This window comes from Burkholderia ubonensis (assembly GCF_902833085.1).
In the GTDB taxonomy this organism is placed as follows: Bacteria; Pseudomonadota; Gammaproteobacteria; order Burkholderiales; family Burkholderiaceae; genus Burkholderia; species Burkholderia ubonensis.
The window spans coordinates 109,858-132,279 of record NZ_CADFEB010000008.1 but is presented as its reverse complement, the minus strand read 5'-3'; the positions used below and the strand labels follow the sequence as shown (position 1 = coordinate 132,279).

The 22,422-nt window shown below is 68.4% G+C and carries 18 protein-coding genes; 3 read left to right on the top strand and 15 right to left on the bottom strand.

The genetic code is table 11. The annotated features are described in order from the left end of the window. Positions 1-20 precede the first annotated feature (20 nt). Positions 21-1,247: an MFS transporter gene (locus tag HWX31_RS22765; protein WP_174964567.1), complete on the top strand. Its 1,227-nt coding sequence runs from the start codon at positions 21-23 to the stop codon at positions 1,245-1,247. Positions 1,248-1,265: 18 nt separating this feature from the next. On the opposite strand, the gene HWX31_RS22760 is transcribed toward HWX31_RS22765, so the two are convergent. The 10 genes from HWX31_RS22760 to HWX31_RS22715 form a co-directional block, all read right to left on the bottom strand. Continuing rightward, on the bottom strand, positions 1,266-2,429 hold the full coding sequence (locus tag HWX31_RS22760; RefSeq protein ID WP_174964566.1) for a glycosyltransferase family 4 protein: 1,164 nt from the start codon (positions 2,427-2,429) through the stop codon (positions 1,266-1,268). After that, positions 2,429-3,613, bottom strand: a complete 1,185-nt coding sequence (locus tag HWX31_RS22755) for a glycosyltransferase family 4 protein (protein WP_174964565.1) — start codon at positions 3,611-3,613, stop codon at positions 2,429-2,431. The genes HWX31_RS22760 and HWX31_RS22755 overlap by 1 nt, the downstream gene beginning before the upstream one ends. Then, positions 3,610-5,076, bottom strand: a complete 1,467-nt coding sequence (locus HWX31_RS22750) for a glucose-6-phosphate isomerase (RefSeq protein WP_174964564.1) — start codon at positions 5,074-5,076, stop codon at positions 3,610-3,612. The genes HWX31_RS22755 and HWX31_RS22750 overlap by 4 nt, the downstream gene beginning before the upstream one ends. Positions 5,077-5,087: 11 nt before the next feature. Continuing rightward, entirely contained in the window at positions 5,088-6,227 is a 1,140-nt protein-coding gene (locus HWX31_RS22745) for a glycosyltransferase (protein ID WP_174964563.1), read from the bottom strand. Between the two features lie 127 nt (positions 6,228-6,354). After that, positions 6,355-7,314, bottom strand: coding sequence for a glycosyltransferase family 2 protein (locus HWX31_RS22740; RefSeq protein ID WP_174964562.1), 960 nt, complete (start codon positions 7,312-7,314; stop codon positions 6,355-6,357). An 18-nt stretch (positions 7,315-7,332) separates the two neighbouring features. Further along, positions 7,333-9,558: a polysaccharide biosynthesis tyrosine autokinase gene (locus tag HWX31_RS22735; protein ID WP_174964561.1), complete on the bottom strand. Its 2,226-nt coding sequence runs from the start codon at positions 9,556-9,558 to the stop codon at positions 7,333-7,335. 49 nt (positions 9,559-9,607) lie between these two features. After that, entirely contained in the window at positions 9,608-10,786 is a 1,179-nt protein-coding gene (locus tag HWX31_RS22730) for a polysaccharide biosynthesis/export family protein (protein ID WP_059759184.1), read from the bottom strand. Continuing rightward, a complete protein-coding gene (locus HWX31_RS22725) occupies positions 10,780-11,223 on the bottom strand; it encodes a low molecular weight protein-tyrosine-phosphatase (protein WP_174964560.1) in 444 nt (147 codons plus the stop codon). The genes HWX31_RS22730 and HWX31_RS22725 overlap by 7 nt, the downstream gene beginning before the upstream one ends. A gap of 15 nt (positions 11,224-11,238) precedes the next feature. After that, a complete protein-coding gene (locus tag HWX31_RS22720) occupies positions 11,239-12,651 on the bottom strand; it encodes a UDP-glucose dehydrogenase family protein (protein ID WP_174964559.1) in 1,413 nt (470 codons plus the stop codon). Positions 12,652-12,706: 55 nt separating this feature from the next. Continuing rightward, positions 12,707-14,083 (bottom strand): undecaprenyl-phosphate glucose phosphotransferase, encoded by a 1,377-nt coding sequence (locus HWX31_RS22715; RefSeq protein WP_174964558.1) that lies wholly within the window; start codon positions 14,081-14,083, stop codon positions 12,707-12,709. A gap of 428 nt (positions 14,084-14,511) precedes the next feature. On the opposite strand from HWX31_RS22715, the gene HWX31_RS22710 reads away from it, so the two are divergent. Further along, complete coding sequence (locus HWX31_RS22710) at positions 14,512-16,038, top strand: mannose-1-phosphate guanylyltransferase/mannose-6-phosphate isomerase (protein ID WP_174964557.1); 1,527 nt, start codon at positions 14,512-14,514, stop codon at positions 16,036-16,038. Between the two features lie 94 nt (positions 16,039-16,132). Here the strand turns inward: HWX31_RS22710 and HWX31_RS22705 are convergent, their stop codons facing one another. Then, positions 16,133-17,092 (bottom strand): transposase, encoded by a 960-nt coding sequence (locus HWX31_RS22705; RefSeq protein WP_174964556.1) that lies wholly within the window; start codon positions 17,090-17,092, stop codon positions 16,133-16,135. Between the two features lie 258 nt (positions 17,093-17,350). Between HWX31_RS22705 and HWX31_RS22700 the strand changes: the two genes are divergently transcribed. Beyond that, positions 17,351-17,500, top strand: a complete 150-nt coding sequence (locus tag HWX31_RS22700) for a hypothetical protein (protein ID WP_174964555.1) — start codon at positions 17,351-17,353, stop codon at positions 17,498-17,500. 257 nt (positions 17,501-17,757) lie between these two features. Here HWX31_RS22700 and HWX31_RS22695 read toward each other — a convergent pair whose 3' ends face one another. From HWX31_RS22695 to HWX31_RS35010, 4 genes are all read right to left on the bottom strand, one after another. After that, positions 17,758-18,339, bottom strand: a complete 582-nt coding sequence (locus HWX31_RS22695) for a DUF3501 family protein (protein WP_174964554.1) — start codon at positions 18,337-18,339, stop codon at positions 17,758-17,760. Positions 18,340-18,373: 34 nt separating this feature from the next. Next, positions 18,374-19,711 (bottom strand): heterodisulfide reductase-related iron-sulfur binding cluster, encoded by a 1,338-nt coding sequence (locus tag HWX31_RS22690; RefSeq protein WP_174964553.1) that lies wholly within the window; start codon positions 19,709-19,711, stop codon positions 18,374-18,376. 119 nt (positions 19,712-19,830) lie between these two features. Beyond that, positions 19,831-20,253, bottom strand: coding sequence for a rubrerythrin family protein (locus HWX31_RS22685; RefSeq protein ID WP_010089086.1), 423 nt, complete (start codon positions 20,251-20,253; stop codon positions 19,831-19,833). Positions 20,254-20,608: 355 nt separating this feature from the next. After that, positions 20,609-22,422, bottom strand: a 1,814-nt coding sequence (locus HWX31_RS35010; protein WP_244143811.1) for a two-partner secretion domain-containing protein, incomplete at its 5' end; no start/stop codon positions are given.

The window sequence follows — 22,422 nt, the reverse complement described above, 5'->3', positions numbered from 1 at the left end:
ACTTTGCACGAGGAGCAACGATGGATACTTCCGTGACTTCAGCGCCGGCCGGTCGCGCGCCCGACGCCGACGCCGCGGGCAACCGCCTGTCGACCGCGCGCGTCGCGCTGCTCGCGGCCTGCTGCGCGGCGAGCGTCGCGAACGTCTACTACGCACAGCCGCTGCTCGATTCGATCGCGCGCGACTTCGCGATACCGCATGCCGAAGTCGGCGGCGTCATCACCGCGACGCAGCTCGGCTGCGCGCTCGCGCTGCTGTTCGTGGTCCCGCTCGGCGACCTGCTGAACCGCAAGCGGCTGCTCGCCGTGCAGCTGGCGCTGCTGACGGCCGCGTGCATCGGCGTCGCCGCGTCGTCGTCGCGCGTCGGGCTGCTGGCCGCCATGGCCGGCGTCGGGCTGCTCGGCACCGCGATGACCCAGGGCCTGATCGCGTGCGCGGCGGCGCTCGCGGGCGACGGCGAGCGCGGGCGCGTGGTCGGCGCCGCGCAGGGCGGCGTCGTGATCGGGCTCCTGATCGCGCGCTCGCTGGCCGGCTTCGTGACCGATCTCGCCGGCTGGCGCGCCGTCTATCTCGCGTCGGCGGCGCTCGCGATCGTGATGGGGGTCGTGCTGTCGCGGCTGCTGCCCGATGCGCGCGCGCCGCGCGAGCGCATCGGCTATGCGGCGTTGCTGGCATCGATGGGATTCCTGCTGCGCCGCGACCGCGTGCTGCAGGTGCGCGGCATGCTCGCGCTGCTGATGTTCGCGGCCTTCAGCATCTTCTGGAGTGCGCTGGTGCTGCCGCTCAGCGCGCCGCCGCATGCGATGTCGCATACGGCCATCGGCGCGTTCGGCCTCGTCGGCGCGCTGGGCGCGGCAGCGGCCGCGCGCGCGGGACGGCTCGCCGATCGCGGCCTCGGCCAGGCGACGACCGGCGCGGCGCTGGTGCTGCTCGTCGCGTCGTGGCTGCCGCTCGCGTTCACGACGTCGTCGATTCCGTTGCTGATCGTCGGCATCGTCCTGCTCGACATCGGCGGGCAGGCGATTCACGTCGTCAACCAGAGCATGATCCTCGGCGCGCGCCCGGACGCGCACGCGCGCCTCGTCGGCTGCTACATGCTGTTCTACTCGGTCGGCAGCGGGCTCGGCGCGATCGCGTCGACGCTGGTATATGCACACGCCGGCTGGGCCGGCGTGTGCGTGCTCGGCGCGGCGGTCAGCGTCGCCGCGCTCGCATTCTGGGCGGCAACGCTGAAACGCGCGCGCTGACGACGAACGCAGCGGCGCTCAACCGGCCTGGATCGCCTCGTCGTAGACGCCGGCGACGCGCCTCGCGATCACCGAGTTGTCGAAGTGATCGCGCGCATAGCGCTTGCACGCGGCTTCGTCCGGCAGCGCGATCGCGCCGGACAGCGCCGCGCCGAGCCCTTCCGCGATCGCGTCCGCGCCCGTCGACGGCAGCACCAGATCGTCGGACAAGCCGGCGACCGCCTCCGGCAGCCCGCCGACCGGCGTGACCAGCACCGGCGTGCCGGACGCGAGCGATTCGACGGTGATCAGCCCGAAGCCTTCGAGCGCGACCGTCGGCACGACGCTGACCGTCGCCGCGCGATACAGCGCCGCGAGATGATGGTCGGGCACGAAGCCGAGCAGCTTCACGTTGTCCTGCAGCCCGGCCGCGTCGATCCGCTGCTGCAGTTCCTCGGCGAGCTTGCCCTTGCCCGCGACCAGCAGCAGCACGTCCGGATGGCGGCGCCTGACGAGGCCGATCGCGTCGATCAGGTCCTCGAGCCCCATGCGCCGCACGAGCCGCCGCACCGCGAGCACGATCGGCCGATCCTGCGGCAGCTGCAGCTTGTGCCGCGCCTGAGCGGGCGCGAGCGGCGTGTCGAACTGCGCGGTGTCGACGCAGCCCGGAATCACGCGCACGCGCTCCGGATCGATATCGTAGCGGCTCGTCAGGATCTGCCCGAACGCCTGCGACAGCACGATCAGCCGCGACGAGCGCGCGTACACGGCATGCTCGAGATAGCGCTTCGCGCGCTGGCCGAGCGACGCGGCGCCCTCGACCTGGCTCTCGTCGGCCCACGGCCCCTGGAAATGCGACACCTGCGGAATCCCGCGCGTGACGTCGAGGCCGGGGAACGTGTACAGCGCGAAATGCGACGAGATCACGTCGGGCCGCTCGGTGCGGATCACGTCGCGCAGCGCGCGGCGCGCGGCCAGCATCCGGCGCGCGAGCGGCTGCTCGGCCGGGCCGAAGCCGCGGATCGCGCCGCCGGTGTCGTTCGCGACCTGCTCCGAGCCCGCGACGAGCCCGCGCACCGCGACGCCCGCGCCGGGCAGCGCGCCGACGAGCGAGTAATACATCCGGTCGAGGCCGCCCGCACGTTCGGGAAACCAGTGCATGCCGATCTGCAGCGATTTGATCGGCCGGGGGGAATGAGACATCACGATTGCTCCTGCGTGACTGCATGCTCGACATGCCCGAAGGCGGTCGGCTGCGAGGGTTGGCCGATGCGCCGATAAAGCGCGACATACTGGGCGCCCATGTGCGCCCAGCCGAAACGGGACATCAGGTCGCGCGCCGCCGCGCCCATCGCGCGGCACGCGTCGCGCGACGCCGCGAGCGTGCCGATCGCCTGCGCGAGCGCGGCCGGATCGTCGGGGTCGTCGAGCACGATCCCGCACTCGCGCGTGATGATCTCGGCGCCGCCCGCGGTGCGCGCGGTGACGACCGGCAGGCCGGCCGCCATCGCCTCGAGCAGCGACAGGCTCATCGCCTCGTAGCGCGACGGAAACACGTACGCGTCGACCGAGCGCATCAGCGTCGGCATGTTCCTGACGAGCCCGAGGAAATGCACGCGCTTGCCGAGCCCGAGCGCGCGCGCCTCGTCCGGATACGGGCTGCCGGGCAGGTAGCCCGCGACCGCGAGATGCACGTTCTCCGGCAGCTTCGTCAGCGCCTTCAGCACGGTGCCGAGGTTCTTGCGCGGCGTGCGCAGGTCGCCGACGAACAGCAGCAGGAACGCGTCGGCCGGCAGCTCGAACGCCGCGCGGTCGGGCTGCGCATCCGCGAACGCGCCGGCGTCGACGCCGTTATAGATCACGTCGATCTTGCCGCCGTCGATGCCGAGCCCGCGGATCTCGTCGGCGACCTTCTGCGACACCGCGGTGATCGCGCGCGAGCGCCGGTACGCCCAGCGTTCGAGCGCGGTGTTCACGCGCGTATAGACGTACTGGTAGGCAGACCACAGGCCCTTGGTCGGCCCGAACGGATAGTACGGACTCTTGAACCAGCCGCCGTGCACGAAGTGCGCGGTGTTCACGTCGGCCCTGATCCACGAGATGAAGCCGTTCACGTGCAGCACGTCGTATTCGCCGCGATGCGCGCGCAGCCACCACGCGCTCTTCAGCGCGAACACCTGCTGCCTGACGAGATTCGACGGCCAGAAGCGCCCGACCTTCACGGGCACCCAGCGCACCCGGTGGTTCGCCAGCAGCTCGGGCGCGACGTGCGACGCGACGAGCGTCACCTCGTAGTCCTCGGCCAGCGCCGCGCGGGCGATCTCGTAGTTGACGCGGCCCTGCCCGTCGTTATGACGCACGACATGCGTGACGATCGCGATTCTCAATGGTCGGCTCCCGTTAAGGCCGCGGCGGATGACTGGCGCCGGGCCTTCTGCCAGTGCGCCGCGGAAAGAATCGAAAAAATGGCGGTGAACAGCAGCAGCCCGCCCGTGCCGATCAGCGAGTTCGTGAACACGAGCATCGCGAACACCGACAGGCACAGGCTCAGGCAGGCGCCGACGAACTTGTCCTTGCGCAGCCTGAACGCCGCGCGCAGCGTGCGGCCGAGCAGCAGCACGAGCCCCGCGAGATACAGCAGCGTGCCGGGCCAGCCGAGCACGAACGGCACGTTCATCACGCCGCTGTCGAAGCTGCCGTACTTGCCGAGCTCGCCGCTGTCGCTCGACAGCTTGGTCGATGCGCCGGTCGCGCCCATGCCTTCGCCGGCGACGTCGGTAAACGCCGTCTGCGCGAAGGTCGCGTAGAACTTGTTGCGGTCGTCGTAGCTGCGGTCGTCCTTCAGGTTCGTGATCGACTGCAGGCGCGCGCCGAGCCGGTCGGCGACCGGCCCGACGGTCAGCAGCGGCACGCACAGCCCGGCCAGCACGAGCCCGCTGACGATGATCCGCATCCGCACGCGGTTGCTCGACTGCACGAGCTGGATCGCGAGCGCGATCACCCAGCCGCCCCACGTCGAGCGCACGAGGCACAGCGCGAACGAGAGGAAGCCCATCGCCCCCGCCACCCAGCGGATCTTCTGCGGCGCGGCGAGCACGAACACCAGCGCGCCCATCATCGCGAACGCGAACGGCCCCGACGAGTTCATCGTGCTGAACACGCGCACGCCGTACGGCACGGGCTCGCCCTGCGAGCCCATCTGCGAGCCGACCATCCACAGCACGTCCCACTGCGGCATCAGGAAGTACTGCACGACGCCGTATGCACCCATCACGAGCATGCCCCACATGAAGGTGGACAGCAGCACGTCGCGATACTCGGGATAGTCGCGCGCGTTGACCATGATGTGAAAGCCGATCAGCAGCGGGTACACCCAGTTCGCGAGATCGTAGGTCGCGGCCATCACGCCGCTCGACACGATGCCGACGAGGTACGCGTACGCGAGCCCGAACAGGATCAGCAGCACCGGTATCCCGCGCCGCTGCGCGAGCACGCGGTAATGGCGCACGAGGCCGAGGCCCGCGATCATCGTCACCGCGAGCGGCGCGACCTGGATCAGGCTCGTCGGCGTGAACGCGCCCTTCGACCAGTCGGCGAGACGCCGCACCTCGGGGCTCAGGAACCACACCCACCACATGAAGCCGACGTAGCGCGCCGGACTCTTGAAATACAGCCACAGGCCCACCGCGATCGACAGCACCGGGAACGCGAGCGTCAGCACCGAGCCCTGGTGCGCGGCGATCAGCGCGGCCGTCAGGGTCCACAGCCCGGCCTGCCCGGCCCAGTGCTTCGGCTCGCCAAACCGGCGGCGCGCGCGGGACGGTTCGGCGGCAGCGATCGACGTACTCATCGCACCCGTGCTCATCGCGACGACGACGGACGGGAATCCGCGAGCGGCAGCGCCATGCCGGCCGCCGCCGGCGTGCGGCGCTGGCGCAGCAGGTCGCGCGTGATCCGCACGTGCTGCGCGGCGAACGCCTGCGTCGTCAGGTCACGCTCGCGCAACTGCGCCGCCGCGGCCTGCGCGGTCGCGAGCGCGCGGCGCGGGTCCGCCGCGAAGCCGTCGGCCGCCTGGCGCATCGCCTGCGCGTCGAACGGCGGCACGTACGCGGCCGTATCGTGCGGGAAGTAGTCGGCGAGCCCGCCGACGTCGGACACGATCATCGGCTTGCCGACCGCGGCCGCCTCGAGCATCACCGTGATGCCCGACGCATGGAAGTTCGGCCGCAGCGGCACGACGATCACGTCGGCCCATGCATACAGCTCGTGCTGCTTCGCGAGCCCGGACGCCGAGCCGATCTTCACGTTCGGCGCGCGCCATTCGCGCGGCACGCGCCGGCGCGTCGCGAGCCGCACGTCGTAGCGGTCGTCGCCGCCGAACGCGGCGAGGAAGGTGCGCCAGTCGCGATCGCGGTCGTTGCCGATCGCCGCGATGCGCAGCGGCCGGTTCGGCGTCCACTGCTGCGGCTCGCCGATCGGGAAATCCTGCGTGTTGAGCCCGTAATGGACGAACAGCGCGTCGCGCTGCAGGTAGCGGCGGCACAGCTCGGCGTTGTCGCGCGCGAGCGTCGTCAGCACGTCGGCGCGCGCGAGCAGCGTGCGATACAGCCAGCGGCGCAGGCGGCCGTAGCCGCTCCACTTGTCGTACAGCCACACGCTCTGCGCGAGCAGCAGCGGACGCTTGCCCCGCTCGCCCGCCAGCTTCAGGATCAGCGACGCGGCCAGGTGCTCCTGCTCGGTGTGCGTCCAGATCACGTCGGTGCCGATCAGCGCGGCGCGGTTGCGCCACGCATGCACGACGTCGAAGCCGAGCGCCGCCTTCAGCGCGCGGCGCGCGATCCCGACCACACGGTTCTCGCGCGCGTCCTGCGAATAGGTCAGCGTGAATTCGTCCGATTCGGCGTGGTGATAGCCGTACAGGCAGCCGATGTCGTCGCCTTTGCGGTACGTGCGCGGATCGGCGCCGTAAAACAGATGGACGTGCACTTTCGTCGCAGTCATGTCAGCCTCCGCCGGGCCGCCCCAAGGAGGCTGACCGCCCCCTCGGGGGGCAGCGAACGAAGTGAGCGTGGGGGTCGTTTCAATTCAAGCCCTCCGGGTTTGGCCGCGCAAGATGCGCGCGGGCCGTTCAAGACGTCACCGGCGGCATCGCCGCACGGTGGGAGGCCAGGGTCGCGCGGCGGGCGTCGCGCGCGCCGCGCCGCACCGCGCGCCAGTGGTCGCGCACGCGGTCGCGCCGCGCGGTATGCAGCGACAGCAGCAGGTGCGCGAGCCCCGGGTACACGCGGGTTCCGACCAGCATCCACCACCACCACGCGACCTCGCGCCGGATCGTCGGCAGATGCTCGCGCAGCGTCAGATGCAGGTTGTACGCGCCGTTGCTGATCGCGTTCAGCGACGCGGCGTCGCGCCGGTCGTCGTCGAAACGCTCGGCCGGAAAGTGATCGACCGCGATCGCCGGGTCGTAGACGAGCGTCCAGCCGGCGCGCTGCACGCGCATGCTGAACGCCATGTCGTTGTGCACCTGCGCGCCCGCGCCGCGCAGCCGCGTATCGAAGCGCAGCCGCTCGATCGCCGCGCGCCGGAAGCTCATGTTCGCGCCCTTCAGCGTGTCGACTTCGCGCATGCCGCCGACGCCGAGATGATGATTGCCGATGATCTTGCCGGACAGCGTGAGCTGGCCGACGAGCTCGCGCGATTCGTCGAGCAGGCGGCCCTTCTCGTGCACCCAGTCGCGCCCGCCGACCGCGCCGACGCGCGGATCGGCAAGGAACGCGGCTTCGATGCGCGCGAGCCAGTCGGGATGCGGCGCGGCGTCGTCGTCGGTGATCGCGACGATGTCGCCGTGCACCGAGTCGAGGCCCTTGTTCAGCGCGGCGACCTGCCCCGGCACGTCGACCGGCACGACGCGCAGCGGCAGCGTGCCGCCGACCGACGGATCGGCGAGGCGCTCGTGCGTCGCGTCGTCTTCCGGGCGCGCGACCACGATCACCTCGTCGGGCATCCGCGCCTGGCGCTGCAGCGCATGCAGGCAGCGCGCGAGATCGGCCGGACGCCGGTAGGTCGGAACGAGCACGGAAATTTTCATCGTCGAGTCTCCAGCCGGTCAGGCGCTCAGGTATTCGTGCACGGCCGCATAGCCGCGGCCGTAGCCGCGCGCCTTCGGCGGCACGCCGTTGAAGATGCCGCCCTGCAGGTCGACCCCCGCGGTGCGCAACCGCTTGATCGCATCGCCGATCTCGCCTTCGGTATGCATGCCCGAGCGCAGCACGAGGAACGTCGAGCCCGCCATGCGGCCGAAGATCGTCGCGTCGGTCACGGCCAGCACCGGCGGCGAATCGACCAGCACCACGTCGTAGCGCTTGCCGAGGCCTTCGAGGTACTGCGGCAGGCGCGCCGACATCAGCAGCTCCGACGGGTTCGGCGGACGCGTGCCGGCCCCGATGAACGACAGGCCCGGCACCGGCGTCTCGCGGATCGCGTCCTCGAGCGGCGACTGGTCGCTCAGCAGCTCGGACAGGCCCGGCTGCGGCGTGAGGCCGAAGTAGCGGTCGAGCAGGCCGCGGCGCATGTCGGCGTCGACCAGCAGCACGCGCTTGCCGGAGTGCGCGAGCAGCACCGCAAGGTTGACCGCCAGGAAGCTCTTGCCGATGCCCGGCGTCGGGCCGGTCAGCACGATCACGCGGTTCTTCGCGTCCATCAGCGCGAACTGCATCGCGGTGCGCAGGCTGCGCAGGCTCTCGACGCTCGGGTCCTTCGGCCGCAGGCTCGCGAGGACCGCCCGCGCGCGGCTGCCGCTCTTCTCGGCCTGCGCGTCGAGCCGCACCTGTTCGGCGCTTTCCGGCACGAGGCCGTACAGCGGCAGGTTGAACATGCGCTCGACGCGGTCCGGATCCTCGATGCCCTGGAACATGTTGCGGCGCAGGAACACGATGCCCGTGCCGAGGATCAGCCCGAGGAACACCGCGGCCGACAGGATCAGCACCTTCTTCGGCTTGACCGGGTCGCCCGGGCGCAGCGCCGAGTCGATCAGGTGGATGTTGCCGCCCGTGCCCGCCTTCTGCACCGACAGCTCCTGCACGCGGTTCAGCAGCAGCACGTAGATGTCCTCGGCGACCTTCGCGTCGCGCTGGAGCTGGACCGCCTTCACCTCGGTCGCAGGCAGGCTGCGGAAGCGGTTCGCGAACTTGTCCTTCTCGGCCTGCAGCTGGCCGAGCTGCTGCTTCGCGGCGATCACGAGCGGATGCGAATCGGTGAAGCGCTGCGCGAGCGACGCGAGCTGCAGGCGCTGCGCCGCGATCTGCTGCTCGTACTGCACGCTGCCTTCGAGGTAGACCTTCGCCTCGTCGCCCGCGTTGATCGAGCCCGACGTGCGCTGGTACTGGGTCAGCGCGGCCTCGGCGCGCTCGAGGTCGGACTTCAGGCGCGGCTCCTCGCTCTTCAGGAAGTCGAGCATCTTGGTCGCTTCGGTCTGCTTCGCGATCACGTGCTGGTTCAGGTACGACTGCGCGAGCGCGTTGGCGATCGACGCGGTCTGCTCCGGGTCCTTGCCTTCGAGCGAGATCTGCACGACGCCGGTCTGCTTGCCCTGCTCGGTCACCTGGATGCCGGCCTGGAACCCGGCGATCGCGTCGAGGTCGTTGTACCGGACCACCGTGAACTGCGTGCCCGGGCGCGCGGCCAGCTTCGACACCATCAGCGTCACGCCGCCGCCCTGCTCGGCCTCGCCGACGCGGCCGGCGAGGATCCGGCCGCCGTTCGCGTCCGCGAGCGTGTAGGTGCCGTTCGGCCCCGCGGTCAGCGTCAGCTTCTTGCCTTCGAGCGCCGGCACGACGTTGACCGTGTCGATGTCGGCGACTTCGCCGCCCCACGCGTACGACTTCAGGCCGAGCCACGCGTTGGCCGGCTCGCCCGGCGTCGCGAAGCGCGCGGCGAGGCTGCCGAGCACGGGGATCGTCTTCGGCATCACCGAGAAGTTCAGCTTGAACTGCTCGACGACCGGCGCGACGACGCCGCGGCTCTTGATGATCTCGATTTCCGCGTCGGTCGGCGCCTGCTGCGGGCCGCTGTTGATGACGGCGCCCGTCTGCGTCTGCGTGAGCGCCTGCGACGTGTTGTCGTTGCCCTCGACCCGCACGTGCACGTCGGCCTGGTACACCGGCTTCGCGATGAAGCAGTAGAGGCCGGCGAGCGCGACGACGGTCACCGCGATGCCGAGCAGCGTCCAGAAATCGTCGAAGATCACCTGGATCAGCTGACCGAGCACGACGTCTTCTTCCTCGGTCTTCGCGGCCAGGCCCGCGTAGGATTGTTTCGCTTGCGTGTTCACCATACGTTCCCGCTTGAGTTGGGCCGGGACGGCCGAGCCGTCCCGCGATTCGTCAGCGCGTGATCTGCCTCATGTAGAAGATCGTCTGGATCGTCGGCAGCACCTGCTGCAGCACGCGGTTGAACTGCACCGAGCCCGCCGTGTCGACGTACACGACATCGAGCGGCTGCAGCTGGAAGCGGCTCGACAGCATCAGCGCGTCAGGCTGCGTCATGTCGAGCCGGAACACTTCCGGTTTGGTCGGGTTGTCGCGCGTGCCGCGCATCACGTAGATCTTGCGCGGGTTCGCGTCGGTATCGAGGATGCCGCCGCCCGACGTCAGCGCGTCGGCGATCGTCAGCTTGCCCTTCATCATCGGCACCGCGACCGGCGTCTTCACTTCGCCCATGATGTACACGCGGCTGTCGCTGCGGTCCGGCACGTTGACGATGTCGCCCGGCTGCAGCATCACGTTCTGCGACACCTCGCCGCGATCGAGCACGCCGTTCGCGTCGAGCGTGTAGAACTTGCCGTCGCGCGTCAGGCGCACGCGCTGCAGGTCGGCCTCGGAGGTCGAGCCGCCCGAGCGCGAGATCGCGTCGACGAGCGTGAGCGGCACGTCGCTCACCGCGAGCGGGCCCGGCTGCTTCACCTCGCCGGTAACCTGCACCTTCTGGCTGCGGAACGACAGCACGCGCACGTCGATCTGCGGATTCTTCACGTAGCGCGCAAGGCTCGTGGCCAGCTCGTCGCGCACCTGCACGATCGTCTTGCCCGCCGCGCGGATGCGGCCGACGAACGGGAAGAAGATCGTGCCGTCCGCGCCGACCGTCTGGCCGTACGGATCGGCCTGGCCCGGCAGCGCCGTCGTATACGGCTGCTGCAGCGCGCCGGCGACCGTCTGCGTCGTGTTGCCGCCGCTCGAGAACGACTGGCCCTGCGGCGTCGTCAGCTCGGGGTGGTCCCACACCGTCACGCCGAGGATGTCCTGCGGCCCGATGCGGTACACGTATTGCGACGGGTCCGTGAAGCGCGACGGCGGCAGCGGGTGCGACACGCGCTGCTGCTGAAGCTGGTCCATGATCAGCTTCGCGTCGATGTAGTGGACCGTGTAGGTCTCGGACGGTTGCGCGCGCTCCTCTTCCTTCAGGCGCGACGCATCGAGGTAGTTGCCCGGCGCGGTTGCGCAGGCCGACAGGAGCGTCGTCAGCGCAACGGCAAGCGCCACGGGGCGCAGCGTACGATTCAGCATAGTTTTTGCAGCCATCCTTGAACCAGACGTTCGATCATTGTGTAGCTTCGGCGATAGCCGGCCTCGGGGCCGCCGTGCGGATCGGCGATCTCGGCGTCTTCCCACTTGCCGAGCAGGTGCACCTTGCCGCGCGAGAACGGGTCGACCGACTCGACCGCCGCGATCTGCGCGCGCTCGCTGACGAGAATCAGGTCGGCTTCGCGCACGAGGTTGCGCGACAGGCGCCGCGAGCGATGCGTCGTCGCATCGACGCCGCGCTCGGCGAGCAGCCGGCGCATCACCGGATCGATGCCTTCGCCGACGTTCGCATCGACGCCCGCCGAGTGGAACGCCACGCGCGGCCCGCCGCGCGACGCGGCATGCGACTTGAACAGCAGCTCCGCGGCCGGGCTGCGGCAGACGTTGGCGTGGCAGACGATCAGGATGTTTCGGAACATGGCGTATGACCGGCCTCACGCGTTCGCGCGGGCGGCTCCGGAACGGCGTGCGGCGAGTGCCTGGCGCGAGCCCGGCCGCCCGATCGGGTGATATTCGATGCCCTGCTCGCTCATCGCGTCGGGCTCGTACAGGTTGCGGCCGTCGAAGATCACGGGCGACTTCCACAGCCGGCCGAGCGCGGTGAAATCCGGGCTCTTGAACGCCTTCCATTCGGTGACGATCACGAGCGCATCGGCGTCGCGCGCGACCTGCGATTCGTCGTCGACGTACGCGAGGCGTTCGAGCCAGCTCGGGTGGCTCGCGAGATCGAGCGCGATCACGCGCTGCGCCTCGTGCTGCGCGACCGGGTCGTAGGCGGTCACGCGCGCGCCGCGCGACAGCAGCTCGGCGATCAGCGCGCGGCTCGGCGCTTCGCGCATATCGTCGGTGTTCGGCTTGAACGCGAGGCCCCAGATGCCGAACGTGCGGCCCGTCAGGTCCTCGCCGAAGCGCGCGACGATCTTCTCGGCGAGCACGCGCTTCTGCCCGGCGTTCACCGACGACACCGCCTTCAGGATCTGCAGCGACTGGCCGTGGTCGTCCGCGGTGCGGATCAGCGCCTCGACGTCCTTCGGGAAGCACGAGCCGCCGTAGCCGCAGCCCGCGTACAGGAAGTGGTAGCCGATGCGCGGATCGGAGCCGATCCCGCGCCGCACCGCCTCGATGTCCGCGCCGAAGCGGTCCGCGAGGTTCGCGAGCTCGTTCATGAACGAGATGCGGGTCGCGAGCATCGCGTTCGCCGCGTACTTCGTGAACTCGGCCGAGCGCACGTCCATGTACAGCGTGCGCTCGTGGTTGCGGTTGAACGGCGCGTAGAGCTTCTTCATCAGCTCGCGCGCGCGCTCGCCCGGCACGTCGTCGTCGCAGCCGATCACGATGCGGTCCGGCCGCGTGAAATCGTCGACGGCCGCGCCTTCCTTCAGGAATTCCGGATTCGACACGACCGAGAACATCTGGTCGCCGCCGCGCTTCGCGAGCTCGTCGGCGACCGCCGCGCGCACGCGCTCGGCGGTGCCGACCGGCACGGTCGACTTGTCGACGATCACCTTGAAGCCGGTCATGTAGCGGCCGATGTTGCGCGCGGCGGCGAGCACGTACTGCAGGTCCGCGGAGCCGTCCTCGTCGGGCGGCGTGCCGACCGCGATGAACTGCACGTCGCCGTGCGCGACCGCGGCCTCGACGTCGGTCGAGAAGCGCAGGCGGCCCGCCGAGCGGTTGCGCGCGATGATCTCCTTGAGGCCCGGCTCGTGGATCGGCACGCCGCCGCCGTTGAGGATGTCGATCTTGCGCTGATCGACGTCGAGACAGAACACGTCGTGCCCGATGTCGGCGAGGCAGGCGCCGGTGACGAGACCTACGTAACCGCTGCCGATGATAGTCAGATTCATGATGTGTCGACCTCTTGACCAGTGATTCGAAATTCGGGGCAGGCAGCCTGCCCGCTCAGTACGCGTTGCTGCCGGTGAAGCCTTTCCAGAGCGTCAGCGCGACGATCTTGATGTCGAGCCAGAACGACCAGTTCTGCATGTAGTAGAGATCGAGCTTCACGCGCCCCATCATCTTCTCGACCTGGTCGGTCTCGCCGCGAAAGCCGTTGATCTGCGCCCAGCCCGTGATGCCCGGCTTGATCCGGTAGCGGAACATGTAGCCCTTGACCAGATCCTTGTAGATGTCGTCGTGCGCGAGCGCGTGCGGGCGCGGGCCGACGACGGACATCTCGCCCTTCAGCACGTTGATGAACTGCGGCAGCTCGTCGAGGCTCGTGCGGCGCAGGAAGCGGCCGACCGGCGTCACGCGCGTGTCGTTCTTGGTTGCCTGCGTGACCGTGCCCGCCGTCTCGTGGTGCACCTTCATCGAGCGGAACTTGTAGATCTCGAACTCGTTGCCGTCGATGCCCTTGCGCTTCTGCCGGAAGAACACGGGCCCCGGCGAGGTCGCCTTGATCAGCAGCGCGATCAGCAGCATCACGGGCGCGAGCACCATCAGCGCGTTCAGCGCGAACAGCCGGTCGAACACGAACTTCGGCAGGATCCGCACGTCGGTGATCGGCGACGCCGCGAGGTTGATCGCCGGCACGCCGAGCAGCTCGACGACTTCCTGGTTGAAGAACGACACGGCGCGCACGTCCGGGATGAAGCGGATGTTCACGAAGTCGTTGCGGAACACCGTCACGATCCGGTTGATCTGCGGCTCTTCCGACAGCGGCAGCGCGAGCCACAGTTCGCGGATCATGCGGCTGCGCACGAGGCGCACGAGCGTGTCGAAGCGGCGCTCGATCGCCACGTCGTCGAGCATCGCTTCGCCGGGCGACGCGCTTTCGTCGTACACGCACACCGGATTGAAGCCGGCCTCCGGCCGTGCGCGCATCTGCGCGATCAGCCGCCGCGTCGCCGGCGCGCCGCCGACCAGCGCAACCGCGCGGTGGTTGTAGCCGCCGCGCCGCAGCTGGCGCAGCACCGCATGCACGCCGGCCTTCGACGCCGCGAGCAGCCCCATCGTCGCGAGCGCCCAGTAGCCGAGCCAGAGCCGCGACAGCTGGCCCGCCTGGTGAAAGCTGAAGCTCATCAGGATGCCCGCGAGCTCGACCACGAGCCACGCGAACGCGACGCGCCCCATCAGCCCGATCAGCCGCTTGCCGCGCCACGACTGGTAGATCCCGAACGCCGGGAAAAACACGACGACGAGCACGCAGTCGAACAGCACCATCGTGCGTTGCAGATCGTCGAGCCATACGCTGCGCCCGTCGTGCAGCGCGGCGGCGATCACGGCTCCCGCCACGACCATCGCGATATCGATGATTCTCGCCAGCACGCTCAACATGTTCGCTTCCTCTCTGGACAGGCGTTTGCCGAACCGCTCCTTGCGCAGCCCGTGCCGCGCATTCGCATCCAACATTGCATGGCGTTATTGAACAGGTAAGAAAATTCCTCCGGCAAGCGCACAAGTATTTCGAAAATTAATCGGTAATTACTGCGCGCCGGAACACGATTTATATCGGCACCTTTTCCCGGATCGAGAAACGATAAAGATGTTCACGAATCGGTAGAATCGCCCTGAAAGCCATGATGGACGGGAATCAGACCCGAATTTTCCGAATTATTTTTTTATTTTTTATTTGCGCCTTCCGACATCTGGAAAATTTTTCCCTTCCGGGCGATCGACGAATATCAAACGCGCTTCCACGGTTTTATTGTCGATTTACTTCATGCTACAACGGCAGGCATTGACATCAAACGAGGAGTGCGATCATGAATGCTCCGGCCGTGACAGCCGATACGCGCCAATCTTCTTCCGCCGCCGCGCCTGCCGGCGCGCGCGTCGCGGTGCAGCCGGTGATCCTTGCCGGCGGCTCCGGCACGCGCCTGTGGCCGATGTCGCGCGAGCACTATCCGAAACAGCTGATCGGCCTGCTCGGCGACCATTCGCTGCTGCAGGCGACCGCGTGCCGCCTCGACGGCCTGTCGAGCGGCCATCCGCTCAGCGACGACGTGCTGATCGTCTGCGGCGAGGACCATCGCTTCACGACCGCCGAACAGTTGCGCGTCACGGGCAAGCGCGCGTCGATCATGCTCGAGCCGCTCGGCCGCGACACCGCGCCCGCGCTGACGCTCGCCGCGCTGCGCATCGTCGCCGACAGCGGCGATGCGGTGATGACGGTGATGCCGGCCGACCACGCGGTCGCCGACCTGCCGCGCTTCCACGCGGCCGTCGCCGCCGGCGTGCGCTGCGCGGCGCAAGGCAGCATCGCGACGATGGGCATCGTGCCGGACCATGCCGAAACCGGCTACGGCTACATCCGCGTCGGCGCCCCGCTCGGCGGCGACGCATCCGGCGATCTCGACGTGCGGCGCCTCGACCGCTTCGTCGAGAAGCCGCATCTCGAACTCGCGCAGCAGTACGTCGCATCCGGCGAATACTGGTGGAACAGCGGGATCTTCATCATGCGCGCGTCGGTGTGGCTGAAAGCGATCCGCCACTTCGAGCCGGCGATCCATGCGGCCTGCGAACAGGCGGTCGCGCAAGGCAAGGCCGACGGCGACTTCTTCCGCGTCGATCGCGACGCGTTCGCCGCGTCGCCGTCCAACTCGATCGACTACGCGGTGATGGAGCCGCTCGCGTCCGAGCAGCCGATTTGCGAGAGCGTCGTCGTGCCGCTCGACGCGGGCTGGTCGGACGTCGGCTCGTGGGATGCGATCTGGCAGATCCTGCCGAAGGACGACGCCGACAACGTCGGCCGCGGCCACGTGCTGTTCGAGGACGCCGCCTCCACGTTCGCGCATTCGGAAGGCCGGCTCGTCGCCTGCGTCGGCACGCAGAACCTCGTCGTCGTCGAGACGCCCGACGCGGTGCTCGTCGCCGACAAATCGCGCGTGCAGGACGTGAAGAAGATCGTCGGCCGCATCAAGGCGGAGCGCGGCGCGGAAGCGACCGACCACCGCAAGGTGCATCGCCCGTGGGGCCATTACGATTCGGTCGACACGGGCGAGCGGTTCCAGGTGAAGCGCATCGTCGTGAAGCCCGGCGCGCGGCTGTCGCTGCAGATGCATCATCACCGCGCCGAGCACTGGATCGTCGTGCGCGGCACCGCGCGCATCACGCGCGGCGACGAAACGTTCCTGCTGTCGGAAAACGAATCGACGTACATCCCGCTCGGCGTGTCGCATCGGCTGGAAAACCCGGGCAAGATGCCGCTCGAGCTGATCGAGGTGCAATCGGGCTCGTACCTCGGCGAGGACGACATCGTGCGCTTCGACGATACCTACGGACGGCAGTGACGATTGCCGGATGAACAAGGGCGCCGTCGACGACGGCGCCCTTGTCGTGTTGTTGCGGCATCGCGCGCGGCACGCCATGCGCCGCGCGCGGGACTCAACCGACCCGATAGGCGAGCCGGTCGCTCTGCACCGGATCGTTGCGGCCGTCGGTGAGCGACGCCGAGTGGCGCTCGGCGATGAAGCGCTTGATGTCCGACTCCGCCCGCGCGAGCGCGGACAGCCCGGCGAGCACGGGCACGCTCTGCGGCGCGCGCGCCGGCTCGTCGCCCGCGCCGTGCCGGTCGATCCACTGCCGCGCCCATTCGAGCGCGTACTGCTCCGCTTCCTCGGCGTCGGTGAAACGCGGGCCGATCAGGCCGGAACGCTCGACGCGACGCTCGTCGTGCACGATCTCCGCCCATGCGCGATACATCAGGTTCTGCACCGGCTGCGCGATGCCGTAGACCGTATAGCCGCGATACGTGTCCACCTGCGGCTCGGTCGCCGCGAAGCTCGCGGTGGACGCGCGCGAATGATGGCGCTCGCTCAGGCCCGCGGCCGGCTCGGCGGCGGCAGGCGCGCCGGGCACGATGAACGCCGGCTGCGCCGGCACGTCCGTTTCGCAGCGCGATGCCGCATCGTCGCGGTGCCAAACGTTTGCCTGCATGCCCTGCAATTGCGGCAATTGCCACGATTCCGGGTTCTGCCAGAACACGCCGCGCAGGCGGTCGTTGTCCGGCGCGGGTTCGGCGCGGCGCGCGGGCACGACCGGCACCGGCGGCGGCGGGACGTACGCGAACGTGCGGCCGCTGAACTGGGTCAGCACGTCGATCATCTGCAGCAGCGTCCCGTTCGCGAGCCACTCCTCGTAGCGGCGGCGACACGTGGGCCCGGACGGATAGCGGCCGGGCAGCTTGGACCATGCATCGCCGGTCGTCAGGATCCAGAGCACCGCATTGGCGACAACGCGCGGTTCCGCGCGCGGACGGCCACGACGATTCAGCCGAATCGGTTCATCGGCGATCAGCGTCGAAAGACGAACCCACTCTTCATCGTTTAGCTCATCGAAGAACATAGTAGATCTCTCCACGCAGCCAGGCCGGGCTGCGATTGGCGGCGCCGTCGCGATCGCTCGCGGGGCGGCCAGGTTGCACGTTATGGTTGTTCGGGTTGTGCATGCCATCGCAACACGCACTAAGGCGGTGCCGCGAATCTCGGCAATAACGCACGGATCCCGGTCTCACTCCATTGCGGAAAAATTTGTCGACGAAGCATACCATCCCTAGGGTTTATCTCAATATGACAATGACTTTATGTTACGCAATGAAACAACATGGAATCGATCAAGATCAAATTTATAGATGAATTTCTTTACGTAAACTTTATTCGACCGCCCGTGAAGCCCCGTCTGGCGGGGCTGTTCGGGATGCCTGCCGCGCTCGCCCGGCAGTGCCGCCGATACGGTTCCGACCCCTTCCAGTAATATTCACCGGATCAATGCCTCAAAATCGGTAATTCACGGAAAATTCGTAACGAGATATTTTCCGATCGGTAATTCATTCGATTGCGCTTGATTGAACTTTTCCTTGTGCACAATCTTTATATTGTTTCTCGCCGGACAGTGAAAGGGATGTGACGCCGCACGCGTCATTGCAGGAATGCGAATGTAACGAAGCGCCACTGCATGTTTCGATGCAGTGGCGCGCAGGCGCTTGCAATATGCCGAACCTTGTCGCGCAGCTAGCGCAGGTCTCCGACGAGCGATGCCGCCACGCCTTCTTCGATGCGTCGTGCCGGCACGGTGTAGCCCGGATGATCGCAGCCGATCGACAGCGCCGCGCCCTGCTTCAGCGCCGCGCGCATCGGCGCGTCGAACTCGAAACGCACGAAGTGCACCGCGGAAGTCTTCTCGTCCGTCTCGCGATCGAGGTCCTCGTCCGCGATCGCATAGACCGGTGCGTGGCCGTCGACCTGCAGGAACACGCGATCCTCGACGCCGATCAGCCGCTCGAGCGCCGCGCGCCGCTCGGCCTCGTGCGCGTATTCGATCTGCATCGTCGCCTTCAGGTTGCCGCCGTCGGGCACCAGCGGCCGATACGCGTCCAGCTCGCCCTCGATGCCCGCCTCGTCGAAGATCTTTTCGATGTGCAGCATCTCCTGAACCTGATAGCGGATCGTCGTCTCGTCCTCGAACAGGAACCGCAGGTGATTGCCGAGCTGCACCGCGCGCCGTCGCTTGTGCTCGATGAGCCGCGCATGTTCGGCCTTGCGGATCTTCGCGTACGCTTCGAGCGTCAGCAGCGAATCGCGGGTGAGCGTCATGAGTTGTCCTTTTCCGATCCTTGATTGATCTGGATCAAATGCCGTACGCGCGACGCAGCAGCGTGAGCGGATGCGCGAGCGGCGCTTGCGCGAGCCCCGCCTCGTCGATGCCCTGCACGATGTGATGGCCCGCGAGCGCGCAGTCGGACGACACGAAGTCCGGCTGCGGCTGCGCCATCGACTTGAACACCGGCCCGCCGATCCGCATCGCGTCCGCGTGGAATTCCTTCTTCACGCCGAACGTGCCCGCATGGCCCGAGCAGCGCTCGACGACGTTTACGCGCGTCTCGGGCACGAGCGACAGCACGTCGGCGGTCTTGCGGCCGATGTTCTGCACGCGCGCATGACACGGCACGTGATACGACACGGTGCCGAGACCGGTCTTGAAATCGGTCTTCAGCAGGCCGTCGCGATGCCGCGCGATCACGTATTCGAACGGATCCCAGAATGCGTCGGCGACCGCGCGCACCGCGGCGTCGCCGGGGAACATCAGCGGCAGCTCGCTCTTGTACATCAGCACGCAGCTCGGAATCGCGCCGATCAGCGCGTAGCCGTCGCGCGCGTAGCGCTCGAGCACGGGGATGTTCTCGTCCTTCTTCGCGGCGACGCCCGCGAGGTTGCCCTGTTCGAGCAGCGGCATCCCGCAGCACGCCTCGCTCGTCACGAGCTCGTACGGAATGTCGTTGTGCGCGAGGATCGCGAGCAGGTCGTGGCCGATGCCGGGCTCGTTGAAGTTCACGTAGCAGGTCGCATAGATCGCGACCTTGCCGGGCGTGCGCTCGCCGTCGCGCACCGGATGGCCGTCCGAGCGCTTTGCCGCGCGCCGGAACTTGCGCGGCGCGAATTCCGGCAGCCAGGCCTTGCGGTCGACGCCGAGCGCCGCTTCCAGCGCGTGCCGCGCGGGCGGCGTGCGGTTCACCGCGTTGACGGCCTGCGTGACGATCGGGATGCCCGCGAAATGGCCGAGCGCGTCGGTGTTCGACAGCACCTTGTCGCGCAGCTTCACGTCGCCGCGCCGGTAGCGCGCCGCCTTGCCGCGCAGCATCAGGTGCGGGAAATCGACGTTCCACGGATGCGGCGGCACGTACGGGCATTTCGTCATGTAGCAGAGGTCGCACAGGTAGCACTGGTCGACGACCTTGCCGAATGCGTCCTTCGGCACTTCGTGGATGTCGCCCGTCTCCGTCTCGTCGACGAGATCGAACAGCGTCGGAAACGCCCCGCACAGCGACACGCAGCGGCGGCAGCCCGCGCAGATGTCGAACACGCGGGTCATCTCGGCATCGATGGCCGCCTGGTCGTAGAACGCGTCGGACTGCCAGTCGAGCGGATGCCGGGTCGGGGCTTCGAGACTGCCTTCCTTGTGTGGCATGGGGCGCTCCAGCGGGACGGAGAGGCGCATGCGCGCGCGCCGCCCGCGCGATGCGGGCGGCGGCGCGGCGGTGCGGCGTCGAACGTCAGGCGCATGGCGGGCCGGCCGGCCCGCGCGGGTCAGTCGACGAGCGCGTCGAGCGCCTTCGTGTAGCGGTTCGCGTGGCTGCGTTCGGCCTTCGCCAGCGTCTCGAACCAGTTCGCGATTTCGTCGAAGCCTTCCTCGCGGGCCGTCTTCGCCATGCCCGGATACATGTCGGTGTACTCGTGCGTCTCGCCGGCGATCGCCGATTGCAGGTTCAGCCGCGACGAACCGAACGGCAGCCCGGTCGCAGGATCGCCGACCGCCTCGAGATATTCCAGGTGGCCGTGCGCGTGCCCGGTCTCGCCTTCGGCGGTCGAGCGGAACAGCGCGGCGATGTCGTTCTGGCCTTCGACGTCCGCCTTCGATGCGAAATACAGGTAGCGCCGGTTCGCTTGCGATTCGCCCGCGAACGCATATTTCAGGTTCTCTTCGGTTTTGCTGCCTTTGAGCTGAGCCATCTGCGCCTCCGTGCATTGCGCCCGCGCAGCGATGCGTCGGACCGGATGATCGATTGTGGGGAACGATGCGCGCAGCGCGGCACCTGCCGCCGGCATCGTGCTGTGTAATCTAGGCGCTCGGGAAAACATCCCCCAATTGGCTTTTTCAATGCAGCCGATAGCGATCGCCCGACATGCAGCACGAACGGTCGTGCAAATGCGTGCGATAGGATGTGCTGCGGATAGCGCATCGCGCCGGAGCGATGCCGCCCTGCTCCGGCGCGAATTTTGCTGCGGATCGTGCCGCGGGTGGAAGGCGTCGCCGGCTGCGCGACGCCCCGCTTGCCCGGCTCGACGCGAGCCGGGCAAGCGATGCTTACCGGACGTCGTCGGCAGGCAGCGGACGCGCCATGTAGCTGACGATACGCCCCGGCCCCGACACGCGCCCAAAGGCGGACACATTGCCGTAGCTGCTCGTGACGCCGGACAACCCGTTGTACAGGCGGCCCATCACGACGACCGAATCGCCGCCGTGCAATTCACCGTTGTTGGTCACGTTGCTCATCGCAAAGACCGACTTCTCCGCACGCAGCGTGCCATCGTTGGTCAGATTGCCCATGAGCTTGACGTCGCCGCCTTCGATCGTGCCGCTGTTGGTCACGGCGCCCATCGCGGTGAGCAGCTTCGTCGCGCGCAGCGTGCCGGTGTTGACCGTTTTGCTCATCACCTGAACGTCGCCGCCTTCGACGGTGCCGCGGTTGGTCAACGCGCCCATGAGCTTCAGCGACTCGGCGCCGCGCAACGTCCCCTTGTTGTCGACGTTGCCCGCGATCCGAACGTCGCGCCCGCTGACGACGCTGCCGTCGCCGTCGTTGGTCAGGCGGCCGGCGATCTCGAGCGTGCCGTCGCTGTGCAGCGTGCCGGCATTGGTCGCGTTGCCGGCGATCCTGACGCTGCGCCCCTGCACGGAACCGTCGTTTTCGAGGTGACCGGCCACCTCGACGGTGTCGCCGCTGACCGTGCCGTGATTGTCGAGCGGGCCCAGAACCGACAACCTCTGCCCTTGCAGACGCCCGCTCGACTCGATCGTCGCCTTGCCGCTCGATGCGAGCGACACGCTGCCGGCCGACGCGTCGACCGTGCCGGCGATCCTGACACCGGTTTTCGCCGACGCGCCGACCAGCGCGATCTCATCCGCGTGCAGGCTGCCCGATCCGGACACGTCGATCGCCACGTCCGGCGCCTTGCTGCCCGCCGAACCGGAGAGCGTCCGCAGGTTCGGCTGCTCGATCGCCGCCGTCCCTTCATGGGCGATCGCGACCAGCTTCTTCGCGCGCACCGCCGCATCGACCGTCAAGCTGCGCGACACGAGATCGAGCTGATCCATATTGCGTGCGTCGAGCCCGGCGCCTTCGATCGCGATGCGGCCGTTCTTCGTCCGGAACCGTGCGACATCGCCGTCCTCGTCGAATTCCGTCGTGCCCGCGACGAGCGACACGCGGCTCGCGTTGATGAAGCTCGCGCCGTTCACGCTGATCCCGTTCGGGTTCGCGACGATCACGCGCGCCTGCTGCCCCGCGACTTCCGTCGCGCCCGCGAGCACCGATGCGTTGCCGCCCACCACCTGGTTCAGGATCACCCGTGCTGAACGGCCGCCGAGCCGCGCATTGCCGTCGATGTCACCCGCCAGTTGCGTGTTCGTGCGGTTCACGCTGTTGTTCAGCACGAGGCCGTTCGGGCCGACGTTGTAGTCGAGGAACCGGTTCGAGGAAATGCCGGCGCCATTCGGTGCGTTGATGTCGACGATCGGCGTGCCGTTCGGTGCGGCGCCAAGCACGGGGCGATCGGCCGCAGTCGGATCGACGACAAGTTCCGGGTTCGTTTCGGCGACCGGCGGTTGCGGGTTGACCGGCGGCTTCGTTTCCGCGACCGGCGGCTCCGGATCGACCGGCGGTTTCGTTTCCGCAACCGGCGGCTCCGGATCGACCGGCGGCTTCGTCTCTGCAACCGGCGGTTCCGGATCGACCGGCGGCTTCGTTTCCGCGACCGGCGGCTCCGGATCGACCGGCGGCTTCGTTTCCGCGACCGGCGGCTCCGGATCGACCGGCGGCTTCGTTTCCGCGACCGGCGGCTCCGGATCGACCGGCGGCTTCGTCTCTGCAACCGGCGGCTCCGGATCGACCGGCGGCT